Annotated in this window: 12 protein-coding genes; 1 reads left to right on the forward strand and 11 read right to left on the reverse strand. The window is 30.7% G+C overall.

Features of this window, described 5'->3' with window-relative positions:
- Positions 1-8: 8 nt before the first annotated feature.
- From B3W71_RS01260 to B3W71_RS01280, 5 genes are all read right to left on the reverse strand, one after another.
- Positions 9-695: a class I SAM-dependent methyltransferase gene (locus tag B3W71_RS01260; RefSeq protein ID WP_346887126.1), complete on the reverse strand. Its 687-nt coding sequence runs from the start codon at positions 693-695 to the stop codon at positions 9-11.
- Positions 696-719: 24 nt separating this feature from the next.
- Positions 720-1607, reverse strand: a complete 888-nt coding sequence (locus tag B3W71_RS01265) for a PH domain-containing protein (RefSeq protein ID WP_346887127.1) — start codon at positions 1605-1607, stop codon at positions 720-722.
- A 627-nt stretch (positions 1608-2234) separates the two neighbouring features.
- Positions 2235-3302 (reverse strand): RNA polymerase sigma factor RpoD, encoded by a 1068-nt coding sequence (gene rpoD, locus B3W71_RS01270; protein ID WP_346887128.1) that lies wholly within the window; start codon positions 3300-3302, stop codon positions 2235-2237.
- Positions 3303-3320: 18 nt separating this feature from the next.
- Positions 3321-5099, reverse strand: coding sequence for a DNA primase (gene dnaG, locus B3W71_RS01275; RefSeq protein WP_346887129.1), 1779 nt, complete (start codon positions 5097-5099; stop codon positions 3321-3323).
- Between the two features lie 304 nt (positions 5100-5403).
- The gene (locus B3W71_RS01280; RefSeq protein ID WP_346887130.1) at positions 5404-6420 is read right to left on the reverse strand and encodes a deoxyguanosinetriphosphate triphosphohydrolase; all 1017 of its coding nucleotides are present in this window, start codon (positions 6418-6420) and stop codon (positions 5404-5406) included.
- Between the two features lie 499 nt (positions 6421-6919).
- Between B3W71_RS01280 and B3W71_RS01285 the strand changes: the two genes are divergently transcribed.
- The gene (locus B3W71_RS01285; protein WP_346887131.1) at positions 6920-7990 is read left to right on the forward strand and encodes a CotS family spore coat protein; all 1071 of its coding nucleotides are present in this window, start codon (positions 6920-6922) and stop codon (positions 7988-7990) included.
- 102 nt (positions 7991-8092) lie between these two features.
- Here B3W71_RS01285 and ppdK read toward each other — a convergent pair whose 3' ends face one another.
- The 6 genes from ppdK to B3W71_RS01315 all read right to left on the reverse strand — a co-directional run bounded on the left by ppdK (position 8093) and on the right by B3W71_RS01315 (position 14449).
- Complete coding sequence (gene ppdK, locus B3W71_RS01290; RefSeq protein ID WP_346887132.1) at positions 8093-10747, reverse strand: pyruvate, phosphate dikinase; 2655 nt, start codon at positions 10745-10747, stop codon at positions 8093-8095.
- Positions 10748-10800: 53 nt separating this feature from the next.
- Positions 10801-11433 carry a helix-turn-helix transcriptional regulator gene (locus B3W71_RS01295; RefSeq protein WP_346887350.1) on the reverse strand — a complete coding sequence of 211 codons (633 nt, stop codon included), beginning with the start codon at positions 11431-11433 and terminating at the stop codon, positions 10801-10803.
- Between the two features lie 377 nt (positions 11434-11810).
- The gene (locus B3W71_RS01300; protein WP_346887133.1) at positions 11811-12353 is read right to left on the reverse strand and encodes a DUF4342 domain-containing protein; all 543 of its coding nucleotides are present in this window, start codon (positions 12351-12353) and stop codon (positions 11811-11813) included.
- Positions 12354-12408: 55 nt separating this feature from the next.
- Entirely contained in the window at positions 12409-13140 is a 732-nt protein-coding gene (gene recO, locus B3W71_RS01305) for a DNA repair protein RecO (RefSeq protein ID WP_346887134.1), read from the reverse strand.
- A gap of 18 nt (positions 13141-13158) precedes the next feature.
- Positions 13159-14040, reverse strand: a complete 882-nt coding sequence (gene era, locus B3W71_RS01310) for a GTPase Era (RefSeq protein ID WP_346887135.1) — start codon at positions 14038-14040, stop codon at positions 13159-13161.
- Between the two features lie 10 nt (positions 14041-14050).
- The gene (locus tag B3W71_RS01315) at positions 14051-14449 is read right to left on the reverse strand and encodes a cytidine deaminase (RefSeq protein WP_346887136.1); all 399 of its coding nucleotides are present in this window, start codon (positions 14447-14449) and stop codon (positions 14051-14053) included.
- Positions 14450-14595 lie beyond the last annotated feature (146 nt).

Consider the following 14595-nt stretch of genomic DNA (forward strand, 5'->3'; position numbering starts at 1 on the left):
CCACACTCTTACTTAAGTAAAAATGTTTTTATCTTTTCAATCCTATCATATAATTCTTCTTTTCTTTTTCTTGAATTCTCTGTATCACCTTTAAGTTCTTCATAAACTCTCAAGTATTTTTCTAATTTATAATTTAAATATTCTTTATAAGTAATATCTTTTTCGTTTAGAAGTATTTCACTTATTTCATAGTAAATAGGCTCTGTAGCTTTTGGTTCATTTCCCCATGATATTTTCATAATTTCATAGTATTTTTCTTCATCATATATTATCCACTCATCTATGATATTACATCCTGAGTTATAAAGATATTTCCTTAAAACTTCCGGATTTTGCACAGGCTGCACTATTACATATTTTAAACTTTTAAAAACTTCCTTACTTTCTTCCAGGATATCTCTTATCAAATTTCCACCCATTCCAGCAATAACAGCAGCTTCTACCTCACCAGAACTTACAGTGGCAAGTCCTCCGCCAAGTCTGCAACTTATTTTATCTTGAAGGTTGTTGTCTCTTACATTCTTTTTAGCCTTTTCCACTGGCCCCTTATTAATGTCGCTAGCTATGGCAAAATCTATTTTATTTGCTTTTATTAAGTCTATAGGTACATACCCATGATCAGTACCTACATCTACCATAGACTTAACATCTGTAATTAAATCACTTATTAATTTTAATCTTTTGCTAATTATCATATTTCCACCCTAATACTTTATTTTTTAAATAGCCATTACCATAAGTCTCACTTGAAGATATAGGAATATTAATGCTACCATAAGAGAGATATAAATATATCTATAAGCTGCTTTTTTATCGTATTTTGCACAGAAATGAGCTGCATAATACATACAAAACATTACTGCCATATTTAATAATCCATAGGTCATTTGCGAAAATGCAAATTGCTTATCAGTTCCTAACTCTATAGGTACTCTGGATACATTAAGCATTAAAGGCATTACATCTGGAAGCTTATTTAATATATATAGTAACATTGGATTAAAGGTTGTAAATAAAATTATTATGCTTGTTGCCAATAATGGAATTATAAATTTTTTATCTTTGTGCAATTTATTAACCTTATTATATTCTTTTATCCAAGTTTTTTCTTCGATGCCTACAGTATTTAATGCACTTTTAAACCCCTCAAAACTTTTAGGTGATAGGCCATAGTTTATATCTTTAGTTTTTAAATATATAATACTGCTACCTCCCGTTACAAACATTCTTGTAGTTCCTAAGTTCTTTACTACAATTCTTCCTATAGCAAATCTATTTGAACATATTCCTGAAAGACTTATACCCTTAATTTTCCCTTTCCCTATAGTATAACACTCTATATCACTTAAAGGTAAGATTATCTTTTTAAGCCCTCCCAGTGTATTTATTATTACTTCATTATTTGTTATCTCATATTTTACAGTTAACCATAGTCCTATATGGTATAGATAGAATATATTACAAATTATCAATACTACCTTTATTAAACTCAACATTAGATAGGAATCTAGAAGGTATATTGCCCAAACCCCTACTACATTCAATCCCACAAACGTTAATATAGTTGGAATTATTTCTAGCTTCTTATTTCCATTGAAACTATTCATGAGTTACCTCCTTATAAATATGTATACTTTATTTTATATTATATTGAGCACTTTTGTCTATTACAAATTATATATTTTCTTGAATTTAGTCCCATATTCCTATGACTTCTTCTACCTTTACTGATAAAAATTTATTCTACAATTGCTTTTCATAATATTCCACTTCATTAGGCATCTGAAAATAAATNNAAATAGACGAGCATTCTGACTTATTTATTTTTCGAAGATGCCTAAGAGTGAATTAAATCTTAATTATAATATAAAAGGAGCTTTCGCAAAATATATCACTAATCTTATATAGAATGTTAAGCTTACACTTTTATATTATCGTTAACGAATGCCATTTACATAAGTTCGAATAACTAAATCTTTGATTTAGTTATTCGAACTTAGTTCTTCTAATTAATTAGAAGAACCTTCAGAAATATTTCATTACTTAGTATTTATGGATGGTAAAATCGTAAAGCAACACAACAACTTGTTTGAGTGTATACGAGTTGTTGTGTTGTAGATCTTTCTTTGAATAAATACTTTAGTAAATGAATATTTCGAAATGGCTGAGCGTTAATAATATATGGGTATGCTCAACATTTCTTTTAGATTAGTTTATTTTGCGAAAGCCCCTTATTAATCCAAATAATCCTTAAGTTTTTTACTTCTACTTGGATGTCTTAACTTTCTTAAGGCTTTTGCTTCAATTTGTCTAATTCTTTCTCTTGTTACATTGAACTCTTTACCAACTTCCTCAAGAGTTCTAGCTCTTCCATCATCAAGACCAAATCTAAGTCGTAAAACCTTCTCTTCCCTTGGAGTCAAAGTTCTAAGCTGACTAATTAATTGTTCTTTTAACATTGTAAAGGCGGCTGCTTCTGCTGGTGCTAATGCATCATCATCAGGAATGAAGTCTCCAAGATGAGAATCTTCCTCTTCACCTATAGGAGTTTCTAAGGATACAGGTTCTTGAGCAATTTTCATTATTTCTCTAACTTTATCTACACTCATATCCATATGCTTTGCAATTTCTTCTGGAAGTGGCTCTCTTCCTAGCTCTTGAAGAAGCTGTCTAGATACCCTAATTAACTTATTTATAGTTTCTACCATATGAACTGGTATTCTAATAGTTCTAGCTTGATCTGCAATAGCTCTTGTAATTGCCTGCCTAATCCACCATGTAGCATAGGTACTAAATTTAAATCCTTTGCTATAGTCAAATTTTTCTACAGCTTTTATAAGACCTAAGTTACCTTCTTGAATTAAATCTAAGAATAACATTCCACGGCCTACATATCTTTTAGCAATGCTTACAACTAATCTTAGGTTCGCCTCTGCTAGTTTTTTCTTAGCATACTCATCTCCATTTTCTATAAGCTTTGCTAGTCTCATCTCTTCATCTGCAGATAGTAGAGGTACTTTACCAATTTCTTTAAGATACATTCTAACCGGGTCATCTATAGCAATTCCTTCTGGAATTGATATATCAAGTTCTAATTCCTCTTCCTCTTCTTCCTCTTCAGGATCACCTACAACATCAATTCCCATGGATTCAAGTACTTCATAAATCTTTTCTATTTGTTCTGGATTTAACTCTATTCCCTCTACTTCATCCATTATTTCTTTATAGGTTAGATTTCCTTTTTTCTTACCCTTTTCTACTAACTTCTTTACTATAGCAATCTTTCCTGCTTTATCCTTCATTCCATTACCTCCTCTCTTCTATAGTTTTCCCATTTCCCTCTGTATATTCATAAGCTCTTTAGCTAATATTAAAGATTCTTCAACAAATCCTTTAGATTCACACTTTCTAATTTTATCCATAATTTCCCTTTTTGACTCCTCTAACTTGTATTTTTTTATTTTATTCACACAGTCACTTACCATTTTATCCATGGATTCTTCATCTATATCAATTTTACACTCTTGAATCTTTATCCATTCTTTTGTGAAATCACTATCTCGAATAGTTTGCAATTCAATAATCTTTATAAGTTCTTCTTTGGAGCACATATTGTTTTCTTTAATGATTTTGTATATTACTTTATGTGCTTTTAAAATCAAATCTTCTTCACTTATACTATTTGATATGTCACTAGATAATCTTTTAGTTAGTGCAAGACTTAATAAGGTTCTCTCCGCCTTAATAAATGCAGGCTCTAAATATAATTTTTGCCCAATTTCCATATTTATATTATTATTATTTTTATTATTTTGTATATATTTATTATTATTTTTGCCTAAGTATTGCATTATAGCTTCTTCACCTATACCACATCTCTCCGAAACCTGTTTAATGTATACAGCTCTTTCTAGTGGATCTAGGTCTTTTAGTACTATAACTACCTTTCTTAAGTACTTAACCACCATTTCCTTCCTTGAGAAATCAATCCCTTTTTCCGCCATCTTTAATTTAAAATCTATAAGTGGTAGAGCTTTCTCTACTAGACTTAGAAATTTCTCTTTACCATAGGTTCTAATAAATTCATCGGGATCTTTTCCTTTTGGAATTTGAAGGATCTTAAGTTCAAAACCAGATTTTTGTAATATGTCTAACCCTCTTATAGTAGCATTTTGACCTGCTGCATCTGAATCAAAGGATACTATAACAGTATCAATATATCTCTTTAATAATTTACATTGGCCTTCAGTTAATGCAGTTCCTAGAGTTGCAACTACATTTGTTACATCTTGTTGGGAAAGTGAGATTACATCCATATATCCTTCAACCATAATTACTGTTCTAGTAGAATTATTTTTTATTGCTAAATTTAATCCATAAAGATTGGTACCCTTATGAAATATTGGGGTTTCAGGAGAGTTTAGATATTTAGGCTTGGAATCATCTAAAACTCTTCCTCCAAAGCCTATGACTCTACCACTTACATTAAATACAGGAAATATAATTCTGTTTCTGAATCTATCGTATATATTTCCTTTTTCATTTTTTGTAGTAAGTCCAAGTTCTAGTATTTCTTCTTCACTAAAGCCTCTTTGTTTTAAATAGAAACGTATTCCCTGCCAATTGTCTAGTGCAAAGCCAATACCAAACTTTTTAATAGTATTATCTGTTATACCCCTTCCCTTGAGATATTCATAAGGTGCCTTAAACTTTTTCAAATTGCTATAAAAGTACCTACCAGCTTGTATGTTCATATCATACATATGCTTATACTTATCTTTAGTTTCTGAACTCTTACTAGTTGAGTCGGAATCCTCTACTACAATACCCACCTTTTCTCCGAGAAATTTTACTGCTTCTGGAAATGACATATTTCGTGTTTTCATAACAAAGGTTATTACATTACCAGCTTCTCCACATCCAAAGCATTTATAGATTTGTTTTTCACTTGATACAGTAAATGAAGGTGTTTTTTCATTATGAAATGGACATCTTCCTAAATAGTTTTTTCCGGTCTTTTTCAAAGTTACTACATCGGAAACAATATCCACTATGTCATTTTCTTCTTTTATTTTTTGTATTACCTCTTCAGAAAACATTCTCAACTCACCTCACTCTCAAGTGATTTTAAACTTAAAGAAACCTTTTTAATATGTTATACATTAATCCTAAAAATTTATCTTACATGGTACTCCAATCCCATTTCTAAAATTAAACTAGTATTAAATTTATGTAACTTATATAAATTCCTAGCTCTTATAATTCGACATATATTTTCTAAATCCTTTTTTATAAAAAAGTTTTTTGTAATATAAATGTATTGTATGCTATATATTATATTCTTTACAGGATATGTTTTCCCTTCACAAAGAAGCTTTTTAATTAAAATAGCTTCTTATAATTTTAACTAGGTATGTATATATCCTTAAACAAGTTTATACAATATTCATCACTCATTCCTGCTATATAGTCAGCAACTCCTTGATTAAGTCCTTCATTCTTAGCTATGGATTTATAGAATTCTGGAAGCTTCTCTTCATGAGAATAAAAATATTTATATAGCTGAATAAGGATAAATCTAGCTCTATCTCTTTCTTCTTTTAAAAACTCTCCATTATAAACTTCTTTAAACATAAAATTCCTAAGTTTTTTAAACTTATTATCTATATTTATAGATAATGCTACTTGAATATCATTTTCTTTTATATTATTTGTAGTTGTATAAATACAATCCTTGACTAGGGTGTCTACTCTCTCTCCATGAGTATATCCTAAAACTTGAAGTATATCCTTAGGTATACTATCCATAGATAAAATTCCTGCTCTTAATGAATCATCAATATCGTGATTTACATAAGCAATTTTATCACTATACTTTACCACCTGACCCTCTAAAGTAAAAGCCTTCTTACTAACATCCGAAAATCCGCTGTGATACAATATACCATCCAATACCTCTTTTGATAGATTTAGACCTTGTCCATTATTTTCTATATATGTTAATACCCTGACACTATTTTTATTATGACTAAAACCATTAGGCAATAATTCATTAAGCACATCTTCTCCACTGTGAGCAAAGGCAACATGCCCTATATCATGACCTAAAGCTATAGCCTCTATTAAGTCTTCGTTTAACCCTATTCCTCTTCCTATTGTCCTAGCAATTTGCGCTACTTCTAATGTATGGGTTAGTCTAGTTCTATAGTGATCACTCCAAGTTTTAATATAAACTTGAGTTTTTCTTTTTAGTCTTCTAAAGGATTTACAGTGTATGATTCTATCTCTATCAATCATATAAGCAGTTCTAAGTTCATCTAGTTTTTCTTCTTTTTCTCTGCCAATAGAGTTTTTAGATTTAGATCCTTGAGGTATTATACTATACTCTTCATACCTTTCTATCTTACCCCTAATATTCATAATTTCACCACCTTACCTATTAAATATTTAAGGTTATATCAGGATTTTACATTATCTTATAAAAACCTTTATATTATATCATAATCTTCACTTTTATTTCTATAACATTTAAATATTCGCTATATTTAAAATATTAACTTTTATTATGTTGTATACTTATATAATTTCTTTACGAACATTAATATTCCTTTAGCTAATCACAAAGTTTTTAAGTATTTTAATGAATATCACTTTTTTTCTACTTTTAAATGATTTTTAATAGATCTAATAAAATTTTAAAGAGACTATAATTTTATTAGATAAAAGACTTTTATTCTCAAATATCTTTATTTCCTCACTGTGTATTATATGATTTATTTTATTTACTATTCTTATTGCTTCACAATATTATAAAGAATTTTATACTAATAATTGATATATTTTCCATTCATTATACATAAATATAATTATAGTAGAGATATTTAATATTATCTTATAGTGTGTTAAGGAGGGAAGTATAATGAGTAACGCAATAGCAGATAGTTCTAACTCAGATTTACTATCAGCAAATAATATTAAAAAAAATGTTTTACCTTACTATAATTTATCTAATGATAGTACTATATATCAAGTAAAGTTTAAGGATACGGATAAGCAAAGAGCTGTTTATAAAATAGAAAGCAACTCCTATGAGTATTGTTTGAAAAAAGTATACTATGAAGTAGACGAGCTTCTTTTTGTTTATTCTGCTATAGAATGGCTATACCGTAATAATATAAATGTACCTAGAATACTATCTACAGTTGATCATGGAAGATATGTAAAGTATAATGATATGTTATTTATTCTCACAGATTGGGTTCAAGGAGATAAATGTGACTTTGATAATCTAAGGGATTTGAATCTATCAAGTAGAAATCTAGGTCAAATGCATGAAGTTTCTTTAGGTTTTTCTCCTATTTTAGGTAGTAAACATAAAGAGGGTTTTAACAGCCTCACAGAATCTTTAAATAAACATACCCTTCAACTAGTTCAAAATGAAAAACTAGCATTAAAATATAGGGATTATTTTTCTAAGATATACATGCTCAGTTTTACAAATAGCATGTCTCTAGCAAACTTATCAACTAATATAGCTAACACTATAGACTATGATAACCTATCCATCTCTATATGCCATAACGATTATGTGAGTAAAAATCTTATTGTAAACAATGATAAAATTTTTGTTATAGACTTTGATAAGTGCAGGTACGATTATTGTGCTTTTGATATATCCTACTGCTTGAGGAGACTTATGAGAAGAGAAAGTACCTGTTGGAATGTGGACTTAACTATAAATTTTTTACAGGAATATGAGGTAAATCATCCTTTAACTTTGGATGACTATAAATATATTCTTGCTTATTTATCTTTTCCTCAGAAATATTGGAAGCTATCTCGAGATTATTATAATAATATATCCAGGTGCAATAAAAAAGCCTTTATTAATCTTTTGAATAAATCTGTATGTCATAATGACATACAGATTGAGTTTAGTTATAACTTGCTTAATTATATTGAAAAGAAATTTAATACTAAACTTTTTTAAATAATAAAGCCATCCCCCAAATTTAACACTTAACATCTAAAAAATAAATAGGTTGGCCAATCTTTGCCAACCTATTTATTATTTATATCATTATTTTATTGCTTATTTGCATCCACAGCAGCATTTTTTTCTTGGGTTTTTAACTTGAGCTTGAGCAGCTGCAAGTCTTGCTACTGGAACTCTGAATGGTGAGCAAGATACATAGTTTAATCCCACCTCATGACAAAATTCAACTGATGATGGATCTCCACCATGCTCTCCACATATTCCAAGTTTGATGTCTGGTCTAGTAGATTTTCCTAAATCTACAGCCATTTTAACAAGTTTTCCTACTCCTACTTGGTCTAATCTTGCAAATGGATCAGATTCATATATGCTCTTATCATAATAGTGTTTTAAGAAGTTTCCAGCGTCATCTCTTGAGAATCCGAATGTCATTTGAGTTAAGTCATTAGTTCCAAAAGAGAAGAACTCAGCTTCTTTAGCTATTTCATCAGCAGTTAAAGCAGCTCTTGGAATCTCTATCATTGTTCCTACCATGTACTTCATATCTATTCCTGATTCTTTTATGATTTTATCAGCTGTTTCTGTAACTATATTTTTAACATATTTAAGTTCTTTTACTTCTCCAACTAGTGGTATCATGATTTCTGGTACTATATCATAACCCTTTCTAGTTTTAACATCTATAGCAGCTTCTATTACTGCTCTTGTTTGCATTTCAGCTATTTCTGGGTAAGATACTGCAAGTCTGCAACCTCTGTGACCCATCATTGGATTAAACTCATGTAAAGAATCAACAGTATTTTTTAATTCTTCAAAAGTAATTCCAAGTTCCTTAGCTAATTCAGCTATTTCATCATCTTCATGAGGAAGGAATTCGTGTAGTGGTGGATCTAAGAATCTTATAGTAGCTGGTTTATCTTGTAACTCCTCATAGATTCCTATAAAGTCACCCTTTTGCATTGGTAATAATTTTTCTAGAGCTGCTCTTCTTGAAGCTTCATCCTTGGCAACGATCATTTGTCTTATAGCCATGATTCTATCACTTTCAAAGAACATGTGTTCCGTTCTACAAAGTCCTATTCCTTCTGCTCCAAATTTCACTGCTTGAGCTGTATCTCTTGGATTATCAGCATTAGTTCTTACTTTTAAGCTTCTTATTTCATCAGCCCATGCCATGAATGTTCCAAAATATCCACTTATTTCAGGCTCTACAGTTTTTATTTGTCCTGCATGTACATTTCCTGTGCTTCCATCTATTGAGATGTAGTCTCCTTCTTTATAAGTAACTCCACCTACTGCAAAGGTTTTATTTCCTTCATTTACTATTAAGTCACCACAACCAGCAACACAACAAGTTCCCATTCCTCTAGCTACAACTGCTGCGTGAGAAGTCATTCCACCTCTTACTGTTAGTATACCTTCAGAAGCAATCATACCTTCAATATCTTCTGGTGAAGTTTCAAGTCTAACAAGAACTACTTTTTCACCGTTTTCATGAGCAGCTTTTGCTTCTTCTGCTGTAAAGTAAACTTTACCACAAGCAGCACCAGGAGATGCTGGAAGTCCTTTAGCTATAACTGCTGCAGCTTTAAGTGATGCTGAATCAAAGGCAGGGTGTAATAATGTATCTAATTGTTTTGGCTCAACTTTAAGAATTGCTTCTTCCTTAGTAAGCATTTCTTCTTCTACAAGGTCAACTGCTATTTTAAGAGCAGCTTGAGCTGTTCTCTTCCCATTTCTTGTTTGTAGGAAGTAAAGCTTACCTTCTTCTATAGTGAACTCCATGTCTTGCATATCTCTGTAATGGTTTTCCAAAGTATTAACAATATCCATGAACTGTTTGTACACTTCTGGATTTTCTTTTTCTAATTGCTCGATTTGTTGAGGTGTTCTTATACCTGCAACAACGTCTTCTCCTTGAGCATTCATTAAGTATTCAGCAAATATTTTCTTTTCTCCTGTAGATGGATTTCTTGAGAAGGCAACTCCTGTACCAGAAGTGTTTCCTTTATTACCAAATACCATCTCTTGAACGTTTACAGCAGTTCCCCAACTGCCCGGAATATCATTCATTCTTCTGTATACTATAGCTCTAGGATTGTTCCAAGATCTAAATACAGCAGTGATAGAAGCTATTAATTGCTCTGTAGGATTGGTTGGGAATTCTTCACCTTTAGCTTCTTTATAGTAAGCTTTAAACTTAACTACTAATTCTTTTAAATCCTCAGCATTTAATTCTGTATCAAGTTTAACACCTCTAGCAGCTTTCATTTCATCCATGATATCTTCAAAGTTTCTTTTTTCTACTTCCATAACTACGTCAGCAAACATTTGAATAAATCTTCTATATGAATCATAGGCAAATCTAGGATTATTTGTTTTATTAGCCATTACTTCAACAGTTTCATCATTTAATCCTAGATTAAGAATAGTGTCCATCATTCCTGGCATAGATGCTCTAGCACCAGATCTTACTGAAACTAATAATGGGTCTTCTAAGCTTCCAAATTTTTTACCAGTTATCTTTTCAAGCTCAGACATTTTCTCATGAATTTCTTTAACAACTTCATCTGCAATTTTCTTTCCATCATCATAGTATTTATTACAAGCTTCAGTTGTCACTGTGAAGCCTTGTGGCACTGGAATTCCTATGCTTGTCATCTCTGCAAGGTTTGCACCCTTTCCACCTAGTAAATTTTTCATGCCGCCGTTGCCTTCATTAAAAAGGTACACATATTTTTTCTTTTCCATGTTATACAACCCCTTAACTCTTAAATTATAGTTATATAGTCAAATGAATAAAATTATTCATCTTCACCCAGTTTTACAAATATCATAGAAATTGTGGTTTTAGATATTTTTCCTACAATTTTCGAAACTTCTCTTCCCCTAAAAAGTTCTTGCCTTACAACAGGTAAAGAATCTACCTGATGCTCAATTATTTTTTTTGCTGCATCAAATGCTGAATCTTCCTCTAATACACTAACTATATTAGGCATTCTAGTCATGATAATTCCAACGGGTACTCTATGCATATCAGCTGTGCCCATGGCCATTTTAATAAAGTCCTTTCTAGATACAGCTCCTAATAGTACGCCTTCATTTTCAATGAATAAAGTTCCTGTGTCATTTAGAAAAAGTGTTAAAATGGCCTCATAAACAGGTGTGTCTTCCTTTACTAAAACAGGTTCAGTCATTACATCCTTAACCTTAATATTTCTAATTTCACTGTTTTTAGGACTCTTACCTACATTTTTAACATATACATACCCGACTTTAGGTCTTGCCTGAAGTAAGCCTGTCATAGTCAGTATAGATAAATCTGGTCTTATGGCGGATCGCGTAAGTCCTAATTCTTTTGCGATAGCTTCACTGGTTATTGGTTCTTTTTCTTTAACTAACTCTATTATTTGTTCCTGTCTAAGTGAAAGTTTAATGACAATTCGCCACCTTTCAAAATCTTATTAATTCTTTCTTTGATTATAAAAATTATAATTAATATTTATACTTCTAGTATTTATATAATTCACCTGTTAATATGTATTATTTTACATAAATTCCTAACATTTTTTATTTGTAATCAAAAAATTCAATTTAAATTCTCTATTTTTTATTATACCACGTTATTATAGTAAGTAGTATTACTTTTAAGTAAATTCTTTTATATTGTATAAAAGATTTATTAAATTTGCAACTTTCACACTACCCTGTAAAATATTTAAACTAATTGCGATTTCTTTTTTACTTTAAATAAAAAAGATGAGTTTCTACCCATCTTTAATTTATACCCAAATCTATAAAAATTATAATCTCTTTACTTATTTATGTTATTTTTTACTTCTGAAAACTTTTCTTTAATTTTTTCTGATGTTGTGGAGAATTTCTCTTTTAGTCCATGGGTTACCTCTGTAGCCTTCTTCGCAGTTGTTTCCATAGTACTCTTCACTATTTTATTTACTACCTCTACAGTTCCATCCTCTTTAATTATATCTATCTCTAAATCTATGAACACTGCTGTGGCAGCTCCTAAAACTATTAAAACTGGTTGCAGTAATAAGGCTAATCCTACTACAATTCCTGCATTTACAGGGATATTCACAAGGATAGACTCATCTTTTCTAATAATAATTCTTGAAACATTTCCAGTTTTTATGAGCTCTTTTATATAGCTTACGAATTCACTTTGGCTAACTTTTTCGTTAAAATTTCTACTACTCTTCTGCTTTTCTCTTTCACAATAAATCAAAGCCTCTATTAAGTCTCCATTGAATTTTTCTAACAAGGCTTCTGCTTCTTCCGTAGATAGATTAGCTCTTTCTTTTAATAGATTTATCTTTTTTAATGTAGCTTCATCCATAAATATTTCCTCCCAAGCAATATTTACCACTTCAGTATATTATATCATGTATATACTAAAATTTCTTAAGTAATGACAAACTATTAGGTTTTTTTCTATAATTTAGACTTATAAAATTTTCTAATATTTTTCCTATTTGCTCTTTTGTATTACTATCTAAGTTAAGTCTTCCCACCTTCTCAATGTCTACTTTACTTAGAAACTTTAATCCATTATATGTGGAAGCAGATACTTTTGTGCCATATTGCTTTTCACAATTATTACAAATTCCTCCATAGAACTGAAAGGAAATATAATCAGAAGTGTTTACTTTATCTCCACACACAGCACAGTTTTCTAAGACTATCCCATATCCTGTAGCTTTTAACAACTTAACCTCAAAGGCTCTAGCTAAAACATTTAGATCTATAGCTTTATTTCTCATAAGATAAAAGCATTTGATTAAATCTACAAATATGGGATGGCTCTCCTCTTCCTCTATGCCAATATCTATGAGTTCATTAAAATAAGAACCATATATTAAGGTATCGTAGTCATTTAATATGTCCTGAAAAGAATCTATTATTCTTCCTTCGTTTAAAGTATATAGTGTTCTTCCTTTATAGAGCACATACTCACCAAAACAGAAGGGCAAAGTGTTTGAAAAGTTTTTATTCTTACTTTTTCTAGCTCCCTTTGCAATGACAGATACCTTTCCAAAGTCCTCTGTAAATATCCAAAGCAGCTTATCATTTTCTTTATAATCTTGGGTTTTTAAAACCATTCCTCTAGTCTTGATAGTACTCAATAAATAACACCTGCAATTCTATTTATAGCCAAGTTCCTTCAATACAAATGTACTATCTCTCCACTCAGATTTAACCTTAACCCAAATCTTTAGGTTTACTTTACAGCCTAAGAACTTTTCGATATCTTGCCTTGCATAGGTAGATATTTTCTTCATCATAGCTCCATTCTTACCAATTATTATACCCTTATGGGAGTTCTTCTCACATAGCATATTTGCCTCTATAAGATAACTTCCATTTTCATTCTTCTTCATTGTTAAAATCTCTACAGCAATACCATGAGGTACTTCTTGAGATAGAAGTCTTAGGGCTTTTTCTCTTATGGTTTCCATGATTATAAATCTTTCTTGTTGATCTGTTATCATGTCCTCTGGGTAATACATTGGTCCTTCTGGCAGATTATCAACTACTAACTCCAATAATTTATCAGCGTTCTTTCCGTTAATAGCTGAAATTGGTATTATTTCTTTAAAATCAAAAACTTTAGCGTATTCTTCTAGAGTTTTAGCTACTCTGTCAGCAGGATTTTCATCTATTTTATTTACCACTAAAAATACTGAAGTATTACACTGCTTTAATTGTTCTAAAACATGAAGGTCTGACTTGTTTATTTCCCCTTCAGGAGTTGTTAAAAATAGCACCACATCCACATCCTGCATGGAATCTTTAGCTATCTTCACCATGTACTCACCTAATTTATGCTTAGGTTTATGCATACCTGGAGTGTCTACAAATACTATTTGAAAGTTGTCTCTTGTTAATATAGTTTGTATATTGTTTCTTGTAGTTTGTGGTCTACTTGATACTATGGATAATTTTTCTCCCATTAAATGATTTAACAGAGTTGATTTTCCCACATTTGGTCTTCCTATTATAGTTATAAATCCTGATTTAAACATATTTCTCTCCTTATTTAAGTAAGTCCTCTTTAGTAAAAGCTCCTGGTAATATCTCTTCTAAAGTTTTTACTATATACTCATCTTCATTTTTAATTAGTACTATTTCTATATCTTTAGCTGCAAATTCAGCAATAACCTGTCTACATATTCCACATGGTGCTGTATAAGTTGCCATATCGCCTACTATGGCAATTTTCTTAATTATAGAATGACCTTCAGAAACAGCCTTAAATATAGCAGTTCTTTCAGCACAGTTAGTAGCTCCATAGGAGGCATTTTCTATATTACACCCTGTAAATACAGTTCCATCTTCCATTTCTATAGCCGCTCCAACCTTAAACTTAGAATAAGGCACATAAGCTTTTTCCCTGGCATCTATGGCAAGTTTAACTAACTCTTTTCTCTCCATCTTATTTTCCTCCAATTTAATTATTTAAAATCTATCTATGTTTTAATATAGTTATTACATATTTCTTTAGTTATCCGATGACTAGCCGCTCTAATACTTCCATCGCACTCTGTGAAAGCTATTCGCACCAAATCAGAGATTTGGGC

The organism is Clostridium sp. UBA1056, from assembly GCA_002316385.1.
GTDB lineage: Bacteria > Bacillota > Clostridia > Clostridiales > Clostridiaceae > Clostridium_J.

Excerpts from the sequence above, each read along its gene's own strand:
- B3W71_RS01260 (WP_346887126.1), bottom strand. The coding sequence starts at position 695 with ATGATAATTAGCAAAAGATTAAAATTAATAAGTGATTTAATTACAGAT.
- B3W71_RS01265 (WP_346887127.1), bottom strand. The coding sequence starts at position 1,607 with ATGAATAGTTTCAATGGAAATAAGAAGCTAGAAATAATTCCAACTATA.
- rpoD (WP_346887128.1), bottom strand. The coding sequence starts at position 3,302 with ATGAAGGATAAAGCAGGAAAGATTGCTATAGTAAAGAAGTTAGTAGAA.
- dnaG (WP_346887129.1), bottom strand. The coding sequence starts at position 5,099 with ATGTTTTCTGAAGAGGTAATACAAAAAATAAAAGAAGAAAATGACATA.
- B3W71_RS01280 (WP_346887130.1), bottom strand. The coding sequence starts at position 6,420 with ATGAATATTAGGGGTAAGATAGAAAGGTATGAAGAGTATAGTATAATA.
- B3W71_RS01285 (WP_346887131.1), top strand. The coding sequence starts at position 6,920 with ATGAGTAACGCAATAGCAGATAGTTCTAACTCAGATTTACTATCAGCA.
- ppdK (WP_346887132.1), bottom strand. The coding sequence starts at position 10,747 with ATGGAAAAGAAAAAATATGTGTACCTTTTTAATGAAGGCAACGGCGGC.
- B3W71_RS01300 (WP_346887133.1), bottom strand. The coding sequence starts at position 12,353 with ATGGATGAAGCTACATTAAAAAAGATAAATCTATTAAAAGAAAGAGCT.
- era (WP_346887135.1), bottom strand. The coding sequence starts at position 14,040 with ATGTTTAAATCAGGATTTATAACTATAATAGGAAGACCAAATGTGGGA.
- B3W71_RS01315 (WP_346887136.1), bottom strand. The coding sequence starts at position 14,449 with ATGGAGAGAAAAGAGTTAGTTAAACTTGCCATAGATGCCAGGGAAAAA.